At 46.1% G+C, this 17,145-nt stretch carries 17 protein-coding genes; 9 read left to right on the top strand and 8 right to left on the bottom strand.

The window, feature by feature from the left end; translation table 11 throughout:
* Positions 1-237: 237 nt before the first annotated feature.
* The 8 genes from mlaF to AACQ75_RS13285 all read left to right on the top strand — a co-directional run bounded on the left by mlaF (position 238) and on the right by AACQ75_RS13285 (position 5,645).
* On the top strand, positions 238-1,035 hold the full coding sequence (gene mlaF, locus AACQ75_RS13320; RefSeq protein WP_026029128.1) for a phospholipid ABC transporter ATP-binding protein MlaF: 798 nt from the start codon (positions 238-240) through the stop codon (positions 1,033-1,035).
* Positions 1,032-1,823, top strand: a complete 792-nt coding sequence (gene mlaE, locus AACQ75_RS13315; RefSeq protein ID WP_013855979.1) for a lipid asymmetry maintenance ABC transporter permease subunit MlaE — start codon at positions 1,032-1,034, stop codon at positions 1,821-1,823. Before mlaF ends, mlaE begins: the two co-directional genes overlap by 4 nt.
* Before the next feature lie 2 nt (positions 1,824-1,825).
* Entirely contained in the window at positions 1,826-2,317 is a 492-nt protein-coding gene (mlaD, locus tag AACQ75_RS13310; RefSeq protein WP_010318826.1) for an outer membrane lipid asymmetry maintenance protein MlaD, read from the top strand.
* Positions 2,318-2,322: 5 nt separating this feature from the next.
* The gene (mlaC, locus tag AACQ75_RS13305) at positions 2,323-2,961 is read left to right on the top strand and encodes a phospholipid-binding protein MlaC (RefSeq protein ID WP_029190030.1); all 639 of its coding nucleotides are present in this window, start codon (positions 2,323-2,325) and stop codon (positions 2,959-2,961) included.
* A complete protein-coding gene (locus AACQ75_RS13300) occupies positions 2,958-3,266 on the top strand; it encodes an STAS domain-containing protein (protein WP_010318828.1) in 309 nt (102 codons plus the stop codon). The genes mlaC and AACQ75_RS13300 overlap by 4 nt, the downstream gene beginning before the upstream one ends.
* A gap of 13 nt (positions 3,267-3,279) precedes the next feature.
* Complete coding sequence (gene ibaG / locus AACQ75_RS13295) at positions 3,280-3,534, top strand: BolA family iron metabolism protein IbaG (RefSeq protein ID WP_013855981.1); 255 nt, start codon at positions 3,280-3,282, stop codon at positions 3,532-3,534.
* Between the two features lie 9 nt (positions 3,535-3,543).
* A complete protein-coding gene (gene murA, locus AACQ75_RS13290) occupies positions 3,544-4,809 on the top strand; it encodes a UDP-N-acetylglucosamine 1-carboxyvinyltransferase (protein ID WP_026029130.1) in 1,266 nt (421 codons plus the stop codon).
* Positions 4,810-4,898: 89 nt separating this feature from the next.
* Positions 4,899-5,645: a 1-acylglycerol-3-phosphate O-acyltransferase gene (locus AACQ75_RS13285; protein ID WP_013855983.1), complete on the top strand. Its 747-nt coding sequence runs from the start codon at positions 4,899-4,901 to the stop codon at positions 5,643-5,645.
* An 8-nt stretch (positions 5,646-5,653) separates the two neighbouring features.
* On the opposite strand, the gene AACQ75_RS13280 is transcribed toward AACQ75_RS13285, so the two are convergent.
* From AACQ75_RS13280 to AACQ75_RS13250, 7 genes are all read right to left on the bottom strand, one after another.
* Positions 5,654-6,601 carry a sensor histidine kinase gene (locus AACQ75_RS13280; protein WP_017047037.1) on the bottom strand — a complete coding sequence of 316 codons (948 nt, stop codon included), beginning with the start codon at positions 6,599-6,601 and terminating at the stop codon, positions 5,654-5,656.
* On the bottom strand, positions 6,594-7,145 hold the full coding sequence (locus AACQ75_RS13275; protein ID WP_013855985.1) for a heme NO-binding domain-containing protein: 552 nt from the start codon (positions 7,143-7,145) through the stop codon (positions 6,594-6,596). Before AACQ75_RS13275 ends, AACQ75_RS13280 begins: the two co-directional genes overlap by 8 nt.
* A gap of 190 nt (positions 7,146-7,335) precedes the next feature.
* Complete coding sequence (locus tag AACQ75_RS13270; RefSeq protein WP_170888814.1) at positions 7,336-7,725, bottom strand: RidA family protein; 390 nt, start codon at positions 7,723-7,725, stop codon at positions 7,336-7,338.
* A gap of 120 nt (positions 7,726-7,845) precedes the next feature.
* Positions 7,846-8,313, bottom strand: coding sequence for an aspartate carbamoyltransferase regulatory subunit (gene pyrI, locus AACQ75_RS13265; RefSeq protein WP_010318833.1), 468 nt, complete (start codon positions 8,311-8,313; stop codon positions 7,846-7,848).
* Positions 8,314-8,329: 16 nt separating this feature from the next.
* Positions 8,330-9,259, bottom strand: coding sequence for an aspartate carbamoyltransferase (pyrB, locus tag AACQ75_RS13260; protein ID WP_013855987.1), 930 nt, complete (start codon positions 9,257-9,259; stop codon positions 8,330-8,332).
* Positions 9,260-9,717: 458 nt separating this feature from the next.
* A complete protein-coding gene (gene argF, locus AACQ75_RS13255; RefSeq protein ID WP_170888813.1) occupies positions 9,718-10,722 on the bottom strand; it encodes an ornithine carbamoyltransferase in 1,005 nt (334 codons plus the stop codon).
* 116 nt (positions 10,723-10,838) lie between these two features.
* Entirely contained in the window at positions 10,839-12,215 is a 1,377-nt protein-coding gene (locus AACQ75_RS13250) for a PhoH family protein (protein WP_170888812.1), read from the bottom strand.
* 434 nt (positions 12,216-12,649) lie between these two features.
* Here AACQ75_RS13250 and rapA point away from each other — a divergent pair, with 434 nt between their 5' ends.
* Entirely contained in the window at positions 12,650-15,559 is a 2,910-nt protein-coding gene (gene rapA, locus AACQ75_RS13245; protein WP_170888811.1) for an RNA polymerase-associated protein RapA, read from the top strand.
* Positions 15,560-15,637: 78 nt separating this feature from the next.
* Here rapA and AACQ75_RS13240 read toward each other — a convergent pair whose 3' ends face one another.
* Positions 15,638-16,909 carry an NRAMP family divalent metal transporter gene (locus AACQ75_RS13240; RefSeq protein WP_170888810.1) on the bottom strand — a complete coding sequence of 424 codons (1,272 nt, stop codon included), beginning with the start codon at positions 16,907-16,909 and terminating at the stop codon, positions 15,638-15,640.
* Positions 16,910-17,145: the final 236 nt, after the last annotated feature.

Raw genomic sequence — 17,145 nt, 5'->3', positions numbered from 1 at the left:
GATGCAATTAACCGCTAATTTTGACGTGTTGGTTGCGAAAAGGGAAGCTGAAGATCCAATTAATTACGTTCAATTCATGGTTTAGTTAGCTATCCATCAATAAATGACCGGAAGATTGTTTTGGCGAAAGATGATGCTTTACTTTAGGATGTAATTGAACAGTGCTTTTAATTTTAGAACGTTATGCTTATGATTGCCCATCATTTTGGGGCGGACAACAATAGTGAAACACTCATGATGCCAATCAACGATCTTGTCACAATCAAGAATTTAACCTTCTCCCGTTCAGGACGGAAGATTTTCGATGACGTGAGTCTCAGCGTTCCGCAAGGAAAAATTACCGCCATTATGGGGCCATCGGGTATTGGTAAAACCACTTTGCTACGTCTTATTGGCGGACAACTGTTTCCTGAACAAGGTGAGATTTGGTTCGACAAACAAAACATCCCGATGCTCAGTCGCAAAAAGCTGTATCAAGCTCGTAAAAAAATGAGCATGTTGTTTCAGTCGGGCGCGTTATTTACCGATTTAAATGTGTTCGATAATGTGGCTTTTCCTTTACGTGAACACACTCAATTAGATGAATCGCTGATTAAGACATTAGTTTTACTAAAATTAGAAGCGGTTGGTCTGCGCGGTGCCGCCTTGCTCATGCCGAGCGAATTATCCGGTGGCATGGCAAGAAGGGCTGCATTAGCGCGCGCGATTGCGCTGGATCCGGAACTGATCATGTATGATGAGCCGTTTGTGGGGCAAGACCCGATCACCATGGGCGTGCTGGTGGAATTGATCCGCAATTTGAATCAAGCTTTGGGGGTGACCTCGATAGTGGTCTCTCATGATGTTCCTGAAGTGATGAGCATTGCCGATTGGGTTTATTTGCTGGCTGACGGCAAAGTGATTGCCAAAGGAACGCCAAACGATCTTTATCAAAATAGCGATCCTCGCGTACAACAATTTTTACAAGGCGAGGCTGATGGCCCAGTACCATTTCGCTTTCCAGCGCAAAGCCTAGAAAAGGATTTATTCTCATGATGTCTACATTGACTGACTGGATTGAAGGGCTCGGTCGCCGTACGCTCGAATTTTGCCAAGCCTTTGGCAAAGCTAGCTTGATGCTGTTTGGCGCATTAGTGAGCCGCCCACGGCCTATTCAGAATTTTCCATTGTTAGTGAAGCAGCTCTACAGTGTTGGTGTTCAGTCGCTGGCGATTATTGTCGTTTCTGGCTTGTTCATTGGCATGGTGCTGAGCCTGCAAGGCTATGTGATTTTGGTCGATTACGGCGCGGAAGGTAGCCTTGGGCAAATGGTTGCGCTCTCTTTATTGCGTGAACTCGGGCCCGTGGTGACTGCGCTACTGTTTGCTGGGCGTGCTGGTTCTGCACTTACCGCTGAGATCGGCCTGATGAAAGCCACCGAGCAACTTTCCAGTTTAGAGATGATGGCGGTTGATCCGCTCAAACGTATTATCGCTCCTCGCTTTTGGGCTGGGCTAATATCAATGCCGTTGCTAGCAATGATTTTTATGGCGGTTGGCATTTGGGGAGGCCAGCTTGTTGGCGTGGATTGGAAAGGGATTGATCACGGCAGTTTTTGGTCTGCGATGCAGTCATCGGTAGAGCTAGGGCAAGATATTGGCAACAGTATGATCAAGTGCGTGATGTTTGCCATCACAGTGACTTGGATTGCACTGTTTAACGGTTACGATGCTATTCCAACCTCGGAAGGTATTAGCCGTGCCACCACAAGAACCGTAGTGCATTCGTCTTTAGCTGTATTAGGGCTAGACTTTGTACTCACCGCATTGATGTTTGGGAATTAATCATGCAGCAAACACGAAAAATAGAACTTTGGGTCGGTAGCTTTGTCCTTGCTGGAATTTGCGCAATTCTGGTGATGATTTTTCAGGTCGCTGACGTAAAAGGGTTGGGTTCCAACCATACTTACCAATTGAAAGCTGAATTTGACAATATCGGTAGTTTAAAAGTGCGCTCGCCAGTCAAAGTTGGTGGTGTAGTCGTTGGGCGAGTGGCCGAGATTAAACTCGATAGAGAGAGCTTGCTGCCTGTGGTTACTATGGCTATTAACAGTCAATATGATCAATTTCCAGAAACGTCGAGTGTGCAAATTCTAACTTCTGGATTGATTGGCGAGCAGTACATTGGGCTTGTGCCCGGTTTTGTCTTTGAAGATGAACAGATGTTAAAAGAGGGCGACTTAATTGAAGACACAAAATCCGCCCTCGTATTAGAAGATTTGATTGGTCAAGTGCTGTATAGCGTCGGTGGTGGCTCACAAGAAAAAGGTAAGGAGTAACAACAGTGTTTAAACGGACGTTGATTTTTGTATTTACCCTTGTTGCCGCTATGTTTGTGCAAGCGGCCAATGTGGATAAAACCCAGCCCTATACCATGATGAAGCAGGTGTCTGAAACGGCATTTACTCGTTTGAAAGCCGAACAAGAAGCGATTCACCACCATCCTGAATATTTGAAAGAAATTGTGGAACAGGAACTGATGCCTTACGTCAATGAGCAGTATGCGGCACTGAAGTTATTGGGCCCAAACTTAAAAGGGGCCAAGCGTGAAGATGTCGCCACTTTCATCACCGCATTTCGTGCCTATCTTGTCAGTGCATACGCGCAAGTATTGACTCAATACAGTAACCAAATTATTGAGTTCGAGCCTGAACAGGCGGTGTCGGATGATAAACGCATTACCAGCGTGAAGGTGGATATTATTGATACGCCACGACCGAACATCAAGCTTGAGTTTAAATTGCGCAAAGAGAAGAATGGCGAATGGCAAGTCTTTGATATGATTGCAGAAGGAGTGAGTTTGCTCTCCAGTAAGCAATCTGAATGGAGCGGTAAAATTCGCCAAGATGGCATCTTAGCGGTTGCCAATGAACTGCAACAATTGGCGGATCAGCCGATCCGTTTTGAAGGTAAAGCGCAATGATTCATCCGCAGTGGCATCAAACTGATATGCCGATTGCGGCTTTGTCGGGCGCATTAGACAGAGAGCATGTGCCTGATTTATGGGCGTTTATCCAAAAATGGAACCCGGTGAGTACACAGTTTGAGATTGAACTGAAAAACGTTGAACGCATAGACTCTGCCGGAATGGTGATGTTAATCCACCTAATAGAGCATGCAAAAAAACGAAACTGTCATATAATGCTCAGTTTCGTGCCAGAGCAACTGCGCACACTATTCCAATTGAGCAACATTGATCGTTTAATGGCTCAACATATAAAGAATTAAGCAGGGGAACATTGTGGATAGCGCAAAAGTACAACAGTTATTAGAACAAGCACTAAACCTTGAAGAGATCCACGTCAAAGGTGAAGGTAGCCACTATGAAGTTATCGCTGTTGATGCTTGTTTTGCAGGGATGAGTCGCGTTAAAAAACAACAACTTATTTATGCTCCACTGATGGAGTACATTCAAAGAAACGACATTCATGCCCTTTCTATTAAAGCGTTCACACCAACAGAGTGGGCTCGTGATAAAAAGTTGATGTCGCTGTAAGGTTTATTGATGGAAAAGTTTCGAGTTATTGGGTCAACACAACCTCTTCAAGGTGAAGTGACCATTTCAGGTGCCAAAAACGCTGCACTGCCTATTTTATTTGCGTCTATTTTGGCCTCTGAGCCAGTAGAAGTGGCCAATGTGCCACACCTTCGCGATATTGATACCACAATGGAACTGCTCAAACGTTTAGGCGCTAAAGTCGAACGTAATGGCTCAGTTCATGTCGATCCTAGTCAAATTGATGAATATTGCGCGCCGTATGATTTAGTCAAAACCATGCGTGCTTCTATTTGGGCTCTCGGTCCATTAGTGGCTCGTTTTGGTTATGGCCAAGTTTCGCTACCTGGAGGCTGTGCCATTGGCGCTCGTCCTGTCGATCTGCATATCCACGGCTTAGAACAGCTTGGTGCCACCATCACCTTAGAAGATGGCTACGTGAAAGCCAGTGTCGAAGGTCGTCTACAAGGTGCACACATCGTCATGGATAAAGTGAGCGTGGGTGCCACCATTACCATTATGTGCGCCGCAACCCTTGCCGAAGGCACAACTGTGCTCGACAACGCTGCGCGTGAGCCTGAAATTGTCGATACCGCACTGTTTTTGAATAAGCTGGGTGCAAAAGTGTCCGGTGCAGGCACCGATACCATTACCATTGAAGGTGTTGAACGTTTGGGGGGTGGTAAACACGCTGTTGTGGCTGATCGCATTGAAACGGGCACGTTTTTAGTCGCGGCGGCTGTTTCTCGTGGAAAAATTGTTTGCCACAACACTCACTCGCATTTGTTAGAGGCCGTGTTAGCAAAACTGGAAGAAGCGGGCGCTGAGATTGAAACGGGTGAGGGCTGGATAAGCCTTGATATGACCGGAAAAGAGCTTAAGGCGGTTTCGATTCGCACTGCGCCTCATCCTGGCTTTCCAACCGATATGCAAGCACAATTTACCCTACTCAATATGATGGCAAAAGGTGGTGGCAAGATCACTGAAACCATCTTTGAAAACCGTTTTATGCACGTTCCTGAACTGATGCGTATGGGAGCAAAAGCGGAGATTGAAGGGAATACCGTGATTTGTGGTGATGTGGAATCGTTGAGTGGCGCGCAGGTGATGGCGACCGATCTACGTGCCTCAGCCAGCCTAGTGATTGCCGGTTGTATCGCAAAAGGTGAAACCATCGTTGATCGCATCTACCATATCGATCGCGGTTACGAAAGAATTGAAGATAAACTGTCGGCTCTTGGCGCTAATATTGAGCGCATTCAAGTCAGCAGTTAAACTCTCGCTCATGCAATGGAGCCGAAATCTCTGGGTTTCGGCTTTTTTATCCTTGCTCATTTTTTATCTTTGTTCCATGGAGAACTGAAATGATTGCTCTTTTGCGTCTATTGGCAGTCGCACTGTTTGCCATTGTGATGTTTGTTTTTGGATGTGGCTACTGTTTACTTAGCCCACGTAATCCCAAACATGTATTTACGTTTGGGCGTTTATTCGCCCGCATGTCAAAATTGATGGGTATTAAATTAGAACTGCGTATCCCAGAAGATGCTTATCAACGCGGCCAGCACATCTACATTGCGAATCATCAAAATAACTGGGATCTGTGTACTGTTGCTGCGGCGGTAACGCCGAAAGTCGTGACAGTAGGGAAAAAAAGTTTAGTTTGGACACCTGTGTTTGGTCAGTTGTATTGGTTAGCAGGGAATATTTTAATTGATAGATCCAATCGCAACAAAGCCAAAGGCACCATTGATCAAGTTGTCGATAGCATAAAAACCAGTGATGTGTCTGTGTGGATGTTTCCAGAAGGTACTCGCTCGCGTGGCCGTGGCATGCTGCCCTTTAAAATGGGTGCATTTCATGCGGCAATTGGCGCAGGTGTACCGATTATCCCCATCGTTTGCAGCTCAACTAATGATATTAAGCTTAACCGTTGGGACAATGGTCATGTGATTGTTGAGATGCTGCCACCGATCAGTATTGAAGGATATGGAAAAGAAAATTTACGGGAATTAGCGACATTATGCCGTGAGCAGATGATGGCCAAATTAGCGCAGCTGGATGAAGAGGTCGCGATGCTTGATGGTAAGAAAGTCACATCACGCAGTCAGTAACCGCTTTACTAAATGGTGGGAAAAAGAAGTATGAAGGTGGTGCCTTGTCCCACTTCAGATTCGACCTGCATTTTCCCACCATGCTTTTCAACAATACTGTATGAAATCGATAAACCCAAACCCGTCCCTACGCCGACAGGTTTGGTGGTGAAGAAAGGATCAAACACCTTGTTGATGATGTCTTGATTCATGCCATGCCCATTATCTGCCACTGTCACCCTCACCCAGCGTTTCCCTTTTTCGACCACAGAATCTGTGCTAATCGTTAACTTTCCTTGTGCTTCGCAAGCGTGAGAGGCGTTAATAAATAGGTTCATAAACACTTGTTGTAGCTCTGCTGATATCCCATTGATTTTCGGCAAAGCCTCATCCAACCGCTGCTCGACCTCCATCGTATATTTAAATTGGTTCCAGACCATGTGTAGTGTTGATTCAATACACGAATTTAACTCACACTCGACAAATCGGCCATCACTGGAGTGAGAAACGCTTTGTAGGCTAGTGACAATATCTTTTACGCGGAGCAATCCACCCGAAGTCTCTTGAAGCATGTCAGTTAAATCACTTTCGACAAAACCAATATCATGGCGTTGATAATAATCTTGATAATTGCGGTAGAAATCCGTGTTAGCAATTTCGGCTTTGTGCTGTGCTACCAAAGCGACAATTCCTATATAGGCGTGAGAGTAATCACGCAGCGTATTTAAATTACTCAGACAAAAACCGATTGGGTTATTGATCTCGTGAGCAACGCCAGCCGCCAGCAGACCGACGGAGGCCATTTTTTCTGATTGTACAAGCTGTGCTTGCGCGCTATGAAGTTGATCCAGAGTCTCTTGCAGCTCTAAAATTTTATCGTAGAGCTCGCGGCTTTTTTCTTGCAGTAACCGCTCTGCCAGCAAACGAGCCTGACGCTCACGCTCATAAATGCGTTGGTATTGCTCTATTTCACTCATGTTTACCCTTAAAGGTGACAACAATTTCACAAAATGAAGCACCATGATGCATGCATTGGGGCTGCTCGATTTCGACTTCTTCACCAAATTGTTCTGAAGCGCCGATGATGAGTCCTTCTGCCGCAGCGCACAATTTTCTTTTCGAGGTGTAATACATGGTTAATCGATCGCCCTCGCTTTTACATTGAAATTGCGGCAAATAGGCATCGGGGTAGAGCCGCTTCACTTCTTTATGGATCACTTGATCGACCGAAATCAAAAACTCTAATAAGTTGTTTTTATTTGGGTAATTTTCAGGAAGGCTGTTGTACAGGCGAGAAAATAGGTATTGCCCATAAAGCCGGACTAAATCATCGGTGGGGATGTTTTTCTGCTCGCTCAAATAAGCCACCATTGCAAGCAGTTCGTCATCGGAGTATTGCTCTCCAGCGGTGTAGATGCCTTGAGAGCTAGGTTTTAAATCCTCGAGCATTTGATCCCAAAACAGTGCGCCAAATTTTTCGATGACTAAATCAGAAAGAACGGTATAGATAATCCCTTGCATCTCACGACCTCGAACGGTTCAAAAGTACGATAAGTGTTGGTGACTAACCCTAAAGTAGCAAGTATGAGGTGTAAAAATTGATTTTTTGGATTAAACAAAAACCTCGAACGGGGTTCGAGGTTTGAAAAAGCACATTCACGTCAGAGTGGCATGCTGGTGGTGCTTAAACTGTGCTGATTATGAGCAATGCTTACTTACGTACCGCAATCGCTTCAATTTCAATACCCACATCTTTGGGTAAGCGAGCGACTTCTACGCATGAACGCGCTGGGTAGTTTGACACGTTATGTTCATCAAAAAACTTACCGTAGACTTCATTCACCGTGCCAAAATCATTCAGATCTTTAACAAATACAGTCATTTTTACGATGTCAGAAACTGTTAAGCCAGAAGATTCCACCACGGCTTTTACGTTGTCGAGAGATTGACGAGCCTGCACTGCGATATCTGCTGACACTTCGCCGGTGAGTGGGTTGACTGGAATTTGCCCTGAAGTTAGCACCATATTGCCAAGATCGACACCTTGTACATAAGGGCCAATTGCGGCAGGAGCGGATTCGGTATGAAGTACTTTAGTCATGATTGTGTTCCATCTGTTTTTATGGGAAGGGTAGGCGTCAGTTTGCCTTTAAAGAAACGGCAGGTAAAGTGCAAAATGCCCCACTAAAGTGAGGCATCGATAGACTTAAATGGGGTTATATTATGACTCGCGTTCGGTCACAATCTCACGTGAGTAAACTTTCTCACAATACTTACATTTCAAACGAATATCGTTTTTCTTTTCGAAAACCTTAAAGCTGCTTTCGACCGGTTCATTGTGGGAAATACAGTTGCTGTTTGGGCAGGCAAAAACATCATTGATCTGCTCAGGCAGTGTCAACGCTAGCTTTTTCACCACTTGGTAGTTTTCGATTTGGTTGACAGTCGCATGCGGTGCATAAAGTGCTAATTTATTGGCTTGGGCTTCATTAATGAACACATTTTCAATCTTCAGCAGATCTTTTGCGCCCAGCGCGGAAGAGGGTAAATTTAAGCCAATCGTGACACGTTGATGAGAATTGTGCATATCGAATAACTTTAATACTTTAATACCGATTTGCGCAGGAATGTGGTCGATAACCGTGCCGTTTTTAATTGCTTCAACCTGCAATTGAGTCTCTTTAGTCATGGTTGGGGCTCCTTTATTACAGGGTTTCGTTTAACACTAGCGCCAACAAAGCTTCACGGGCGTAGACCCCGTTTTCTGCTTGTTGGAAGAAGTAAGCGTGCTTCGTTTTGTCCACATCAACGGTGATTTCATCCACGCGCGGAAGCGGATGTAGCACTTTTAAGTTATCGCGCGCACCTTCAAGCATGGCGGCTGTTAAAATATACGCCGATTTAATGTGCGCGTACTCTGATTCATCAAAGCGCTCTTTTTGGACGCGCGTCATATACAGAATATCTAACTGTGGAATAACGCTTTCCATATCGGTGTGCAGGCTGTACTCAATGCCTGCATCATCTAACTCTTCGCAAATATAGTCAGGCATAGCCAGCGCATCCGGCGCAACAAAGAAAAAGCGAATGTGGTTAAATTTAGCCAAAGCTTGGGTTAAAGAATGGACGGTTCGGCCATATTTCAAGTCGCCAACAAAGGCGATATTAATGTTATCTAAACGGCCTTGTGTTTCGGCAATGGTGAACAAATCAAGCAGTGTTTGGGTTGGGTGCTGGTTAGCGCCGTCGCCAGCGTTAATCACAGGAACGCCGTTTGAAAATTCAGAGGCTAAACGTGCTGCGCCTTCTTGGGGATGGCGCATCACAAACGCATCCACATAAGAGGAGATCACTTGTACTGAATCGGCCAATGTTTCGCCTTTTTTCGCCAGTGACGTGTTGCCACCATTATCAAAGCCAATCACGCTGCCGCCGATGCGTTGAATAGCGGTTTCAAAAGACAAACGAGTACGAGTCGACGGCTCAAAAAAGCAGCTTGCCACCACTTTGTGCTTAATCAGCTCTGGTTTTGGTTCCGCTTTGAGTTGGCCTGCGGTTTTCACAATCAATTCCAGCTCGTCACGAGAGAGCTCCGGAATCGAAATAATGTGCTTTTGATAAAGCGAATTCACCATGGTCGTCTTCCCTATAATTTTCTAGTAGTCATAAAAAAGCCCCCCAATAGGGAGGCTTTAAAAATCAAGAGAGGGGAAAAATAACGCGCCCAGTAAGTCAGCACGCTGACCTACATTGAATCGAATTGCGTTGTAGATGTGAATAACAACGTCCGTTTTCATGGCTACCCCTCAGACAAATTGCTGGGAATTATACGCTTTCGTTGTGTGAGCGCAAGCGATTACCTCGCAATCCTCTTCATCATTGGCACTGTCGCTGCGTTAGCTGCTTTCACTCACCCAAATCACTTACTCATGTAAGCTCATCGGGCTTCGTTCTCTTGCTGCCTTGCGACAGCACTAATGATTTTGAGGATTAAAAGTCGCTTTGGCACTGTCGCGGCGTTAGCTGCTTTCACTCACCCGAATCACTTACTCATGTAAGTTCATCGGGCTTCGATCCATTGTTGCCTTGTTTTTTAAGCGCCGAGAGTCGCGACCATCACAGCTTTGATGGTGTGCATGCGGTTTTCAGCTTCATCAAACACAATCGAATATTCAGACTCAAACACCTCTTCGGTGACTTCCAAACCTTTCATGCCATATTTTTCCGCCACCTCTTTGCCTACGGTGGTTTCGTCGTTATGAAACGCAGGCAAGCAGTGCATAAATTTTACCTGTGGATTACCAGTTTGCTTAATCACATTCATATTGATTTGGTAAGGCGTCATTAAGGCCACGCGTTCATCCCATGCATCGGCTGATTCGCCCATAGAAACCCAAACGTCGGTATAGAGAAAATCGCATCCTTGCACGCCTTCTTGTACATTTTCAGTGAGCGTGATTTTGGCTCCCGTCTGCTTGGCAATTTCTTGGCAAGTGGTGACAAGTGACGCTTCTGGCCAAAACTGTTTGGGTGCGACGAGGCGAATATCCATGCCCATTTTTGCTGCGCCCACCATCAGTGAATTGCCCATGTTATTGCGTGCATCGCCTAGATAAGCTAGTGACACTTGGTGCAACTGTTTACCACGGCCATGCTCAATCATGGTTAAAAAGTCAGCTAAAATCTGTGTTGGGTGGAACTCGTTGGTGAGCCCGTTCCATACAGGAACGCCAGCATGTGCGCCAAGCTCTTCGACAATGTCTTGTCCAAAACCGCGATATTGGATGCCATCGTACATTCTTCCGAGTACGCGCGCGGTGTCTTTCATCGACTCTTTATGACCAATTTGCGACCCTGATGGCCCGATGTAAGAGACTTGAGCGCCTTGATCAAACGCGGCCACTTCAAATGCACATCGCGTCCGTGTTGAGGCTTTCTCAAAAATCAGCGCAATATTTTTACCCGCTAATCTTTTCTGTTCTGATCCGGCGTATTTCGCTTTTTTGAGATCAGCAGAGAGATCGAGCAGAAATTGGATCTCTTTCGGCGTAAAATCGAGCAGTTTGAGAAAGTTGCGGTTGCGTAAATTTAAAGCCATATCCCAGTCCTAAACGGTGAATGATGAATGGCCTTAGTAAAACATATAAATGCTAAATTTGTGAATAATTATTTTAAAACAAAGGTGAGATATTAATAATATCTCACCTAATTTGACTATAAATTCTCTTCAGCGAATTCGGCCAAGCGGCTGCGAACGACGCCGTTTAAGTGAATGTTGGCGCTGCCTTCAAAGTTTTTAAAGCGCTCAACCATATAGGTCAAACCTGAGGTCACAGGGGTTAAGTAATGGGAGTCAATCTGCGCTAAGTTACCAGAACAGACAATTTTAGTGCCCTCACCACAGCGCGTGATGATAGTTTTGATTTGAGAAGCGGTTAAATTTTGACACTCATCGAGTAGCACAAAGGCATTTTGGATTGAGCGCCCACGCATAAAGTTGATCGATTTAAACTGGATATTGGCTTTATCGCAGATGTATTTGAGTGAACCTTCGGTGCAGTGATCGTTTTTGTGCAAGGCTTCTAATGTATCCGTAACCGCCGCCAGCCACGGCATCATTTTCTCTTCCTCTGTTCCGGGTAAGAAGCCGATCGATTCTCCGATATCTGGCGTGTTACGGGTGACGATAATCTTATCGAACATCTTCTTCTCAATGGTTTGTTCAAGAGCGGCGGCCATCGCGAGCAGCGTTTTCCCGCTACCAGCGGCTCCGGTTAAAATCACCAAATCAATGCTTGGATCAAGCAAGGCATCAAGAGCCATCGCTTGGTAGATATTTTTCGGGGTGATGTCCCACGCTTTGCGGTGCATCATTCTCTCGCGGCCAATATCAAGCAGCGTAATTCTGTCTGTGTTGATTTCATGCACGCGCGCCGAAAAATCGCTTTCTTCATCAATGACATATTGATTAATAAAGGTCGGGTCAAACGGCGCCTTATCTAGCGTATGGAAGGCTTTTCCGCCGACGGTTCTACTCTCAACTTCATTGACGTTGTTCCAAAAGTTTCCTTCACGAACTTGGAAGCCTTTGGTCAGGTACTGCACATCATCAATCAGTTGGTCTGTGCGGTAATCCTCAACATAGCGCACGCCTGCACCTTTAGCGCGCAATCGCATGTTGATGTCTTTGGTGATGAGAACCACAGCGCGTGGCGCTCGTTTCGCTTGCAGGTAAAGAACAGCATTGAGGATACGGTTGTCGCCAGCTTTGTCAGCAAAGGCTTTGACGGTTTCTTGCAACTCAAAGTCGGCAAGGATCGAGATAGTTCCCGTCTTGCTGGCCTCTTTAGAAAATGGAATACCTTCGGTAATTTCGTCTGGGGTGGCATCGTGGAATAAGTGCTCTAAAGCACGAATTGCGACCCGCGCATCTCGTGCAACATCGCGTTTACTGTCTTTGATCCGGTCAAGTTCTTCAAGAACGGTCATCGGAATGACCACATCATGCTCTTGGAAGGAGTATATGGCTAAAGGTTCATGAAGCAGGATGTTGGTATCAAGTACAAACAGTTTCCGATCGGTATCGCCCATAAGCGTCTCCTTGCTGCTGTGCAGCGTGCTTAACAAAAGATGCCAGCAAGTAGAGGTTATCGATCAATGGATGCCGGTAGTGACTCGATTGCTCGATGACTTACTGCAAGCCTGTGTTGATACTCATTGTCTGTTTGGTCTGCATGCTTCGTGCCAGAGTCATCCTTTTGACTGGCAAAGCAAGCATCGTTACAACAAGTATAGCAACCTTGTTTACTACAAATGCCACCGATTTCTTACAGTTTGATGTCAACCAAAAGTTGAAGAAAAAAATCTTGGTTATCCTTCGCTTTACACGTGACCTGTATCACGCCATCAAGTAAGATTAGCGACCTTTTTCTGCACCACACTCCAACAACAATCATAATTAGGAGTTGCCTTCACGTGGTAGCAGATCGATACAATCCATTCCAAATAAATAAGGTAGTCGATTCATGAGTTTTGCTTTGGGGCAACGCTGGATAAGCGATACAGAAAGTGATCTTGGTTTAGGTACTGTGGTAGCGCTTGATGCGCGTACTGTGACCTTGATGTTTGCTGCATCAGAAGAAAACCGCGTTTATGCACGCAGTGACGCCCCGGTAACACGAGTGACGTTCAATAGCGGCGATGTGGTTGAAAGCCAAGAAGGCTGGTCGCTACGCGTTGAGCAAGTTGTTGAAGAACAAGGACTACTCACTTATCTCGGCACGCGCGAAGACAACGATGAAAGCGGCGTGGCGCTACGTGAAATTTTCTTAAGCCACCAAATCCGTTTCAACAAACCGCAAGATAAATTGTTCGCAGGTCAAATTGATCGCATGGATAACTTTGTGTTGCGTTATCGCGCCCTGACTAACCAATATCAACAACACAAAAGCCCAATGCGTGGTTTATGTGGCATGCGCGCGGGCCTGATTCCTCATCAGCTTTATATCGCACATGAGGTTGGCCGTCGCCATGCGCCCCGCGTGTTATTAGCTGATGAAGTGGGGTTAGGTAAAACCATTGAAGCGGGGATGATCATTCATCAACAAGTGCTTTCTGGCCGTGCGGAACGTATTTTGATTGTGGTGCCGGAAACCTTGCAGCACCAATGGTTGGTGGAGATGATGCGTCGCTTTAATCTTCATTTCTCCATTTTTGATGAGGAGCGCTGTGTTGAAGCGTTCGCTGAAGCACACAACCCTTTTGATACTCAGCAATATGTGCTTTGTTCGCTCGATTTTCTGCGTAAAAGTCGTCAACGTTTTGAACAAGCACTTGAGGCGGAGTGGGATCTATTGGTGGTGGATGAAGCGCACCATCTAGAATGGAGCCAAGATAAACCAAGCCGCGAATACCAAGTGGTCGAAGGGCTAGCGCAAAACACCCCAGCGGTATTGCTGCTAACGGCAACGCCGGAGCAATTGGGCCGTGAAAGCCACTTTGCGCGTTTGCGTTTGCTCGATCCCGATCGTTTTTACGATTACGAGGCGTTCGTTGAAGAAGAAGAGCAATATGCGCCCGTAGCCGATTCCGTCAGTGCCCTGTTTTCGGGTGAGAAGTTGCAAAACGAAGCCAAAAACCAAATAACTGAGCTACTTTCAGAACAAGATGTTGAGCCGCTGTTTCGCATTATAGAAAGCGATGCCGATGAAGAGAGCAAAGCCTCTGCTCGCCAAGAGCTGATTGATAATCTGATGGATCGCCATGGCACAGGCCGCGTGCTGTTTAGAAACACCCGCGCTGCGATTAAAGGATTCCCTGTGCGTAATGTGCACTTGATGCCGATGGAAATCCCCGCGCAATATACCACCTCGATGCGAGTGGCTGGCATGATCGGCGGTAAGCTCAGTGCTCAGGCTCGCGCGATGAAAATGCTCTACCCCGAAGAGATTTTCCAAGAGTTTGAAGGCGATGATGCAAGCTGGTGGCAGTTTGATTCTCGCGTGAATTGGTTGCTTGAAAAAGTGAAAGAGAAACGCAGCGAAAAGATTTTAGTGATCGCTTCTCGCGCTAGCACCGCGTTACAACTGGAGCAAGCACTGCGTGAGCGTGAAGGCATTCGCGCCACCGTTTTTCATGAAGGTATGTCGATTTTAGAACGTGATAAAGCCGCCGCTTATTTCGCACAAGAAGAGGGTGGCGCGCAAGTGCTTATCTGTAGTGAAATCGGCTCTGAAGGGCGTAACTTCCAATTTGCTAACCAGTTGGTGATGTTTGATCTGCCGTTTAACCCAGATCTTTTAGAGCAACGCATTGGCCGTTTGGATCGTATTGGTCAACACCGTGATATCGATATCCATGTGCCGTACCTTAAAGGCACATCGCAAGCGATTTTGGCGCGTTGGTTTGATGAAGGCTTGAATGCATTTGCTGAAACCTGCCCAACAGGCCGCGCTGTGTATGATAAATATGCCGATGATCTGATTGACATGCTGGCTTCGGGAAATATCGATACGTTGGATGAGATCATTGAACAGTCAGCAACGCTCAACAAAACGTTGAAGGCTCAGCTTGAACAAGGGCGTGACCGACTGCTTGAAATGCATTCAAACGGTGGCGAAAAAGCATTGAAAATCGTCGAAAGTATAGCATCAACGGATGGCGATACTAACTTGGTTACTTTCGCTTTGAGCTTATTTGATGCGATCGGTTTAAACCAAGATGATCGGGGTGAAAACGCGCTGGTGGTCACACCATCAGAGCACATGATGGTGCCAAGCTACCCCGGTTTGCCCTATGAAGGAGCGACCATCACTTTTGATCGTGATACGGCATTATCGCGTGAAGATATGAATTTCATCAGTTGGGAACACCCGATGATTCAAGGCGGGATCGACCTACTGATGAGCGAAGGCGTGGGAACATCGGCGGTTTCTCTGCTGAAAAATAAAGCTCTGCCTGTTGGGACTTTGCTGCTTGAGTTGATCTATGTGGTGGATGCACAAGCGCCAAAACGCAGTGGTATCAGCCGCTTCCTTCCTCAAACGCCAATCCGTTTGATGATGGATGCGCGTGGTAATGATCTCTCCGCTCAAGTTGAGTTTGAAAGCTTCAATCGCCAATTAAGCCCAGTGAATCGTCATTTGGCCAGCAAGCTCGTTACGTCGGTACAAAATGATGTGCATAGCTTAATTGCTGCCAGTGAAAGCCAAGTTGTGAGCCGTGTTGAAGTGATTCGTGAACAAGCGCAGAAAGAGATGCAGTCGAGCTTAAACGGTGAACTGGAGCGCTTATTGGCGCTTAAAGCAGTCAACCCGAACATTCGTGATGAAGAGATCAGCGCGATTGAAGAGCAGATTAACGAGTTAAGCGGTTACATCGGTAAAGCGCAATTCCAACTGGATTCGTTGCGTTTAATCGTTGTGACGCATAACTGATCCCTTTACTTGGCCCTTGTGGCGTTACATTAAAAATAACAAAGGCCTTTGTCGATAAGGCCTTTGTTTTATCTGCTGTTACATAATCCACTTCCACCAAATAAATAGCGCTAAAAAGCCAAACAGATAAACAAGCCCTACGATAGATAGTGCTTTGAGTTTTTTTCCTACTGCGAGTTCAGCCGGTAAAGGTGTTTTAGTCACCAGAATATAGTTGAGCAGCGCAAAAATTGGCGTGGTCATAAATGCCATGATCATCGCAAAATTCAGCATTGGCATCAGTGCTGAAGCCCAAAAGGCAATGATGGCTAGCGCTAAAGCCGATACCACGAGGACCCAAGTTTGGTAGCAACGTGGGCTTTGGCTCTCTTTGTTTTGCAAAAGACGTTGTGATTCTGCAATCACCCGTGAATAGCCATCAATGACGGTGATGGTGCTGCCAAAAATACAGAAAAAGGCGATCACTGCAATTAAATAACGTGACCACTCACCTATGGTTGAAGCGTACAATCCGACCAATTGATGCGAAAAGCCGACGCCAGATTTCGAGAGCTCAACGCCTGTTCCGTGTAGTACTAAGGCACCGAGCGACAAAAATACAATCGCCAAGATTGCAGTACCGATATAGCCCACATTGAAATCAAATAGTGCGGATTGCGGCGTCACTTGCTGCTCTTGACATTGACGCTTGAGCCACACCGAAGTGATGCTCGAAATCTCAATGGGTGCGGGCATCCAGCCCATAGTCACCACCAAAAAACCGATCGCGGCGAGTGTCCAAGGTGAAGGCGAAATGGTTTCTACCACTATCTGCGCTGGGGTTGCGACGGCAATCACCACGGCGAGTAAGGTGGCGATTGTCAGTACTGCCATAATCATTTTAGAAAGTGAGTCGAGCGCGCGAAAGTGGCCTGCAAAAAGGATCAGCAAACAAGTGGTCAGCACAATCACGGAAAGAACAATATTGCCCAGCTCAAAAGGGACAAAATAGGCCAGTAAGCTGGCGCTAAACAGCAGTAACGCGGCGGTGTTTATAATGGCCGATACCACGCTTAAGAGGGCAAAAACCCATAAGTAAGCACGCCCGAGATGAGCATAGCCTTGTACTAAACTTTTGCCTGTCCCCATGGTGTATTGAATGCCAGCCTTAAAAAAGGGGTATTTTAATAAGTTGACCAGCAAAATGAGGCCTGCGAGTTGCCAGCCATAAATTGCACCTGCTTGAGTTGACGCGACGAGATGAGAGCCGCCGACGGCTGCTGCTGCCATCATAATGCCCGGCCCGAGTGAACGAAGCAGTTGTGGCAGGGTTAAACGTTTGGCCGATTGATAAGGGACGCTGTGTTCCATTCTTGTTCCTTAGACTTGATGTTGTGTTATTTATAATTTTTGCTTTTGAAGCTGACTTTAATGTCAAGCTCATCAATCAATATCACACCCAGTTAATCTGTCAATTTTAAGTTACATTTCAAGTGATATTTCTAAGCAAGGCTAACTTACTGACGATTTCGTGATTTAACGAAACTAAGATGACTCTTCTCTATTGGCTTGGCGGAGAGGTTGTTATAATGCGCCGATTTTTTTAG

The sequence above is a fragment of the Vibrio sp. B1-2 genome (genome assembly GCF_963888445.1).
GTDB classification, from domain to species: Bacteria; Pseudomonadota; Gammaproteobacteria; order Enterobacterales; family Vibrionaceae; genus Vibrio; species Vibrio anguillarum.
The sequence above is the reverse complement of the archived record's forward strand: the minus strand, read 5'-3'. Positions and strand labels throughout refer to the sequence as shown.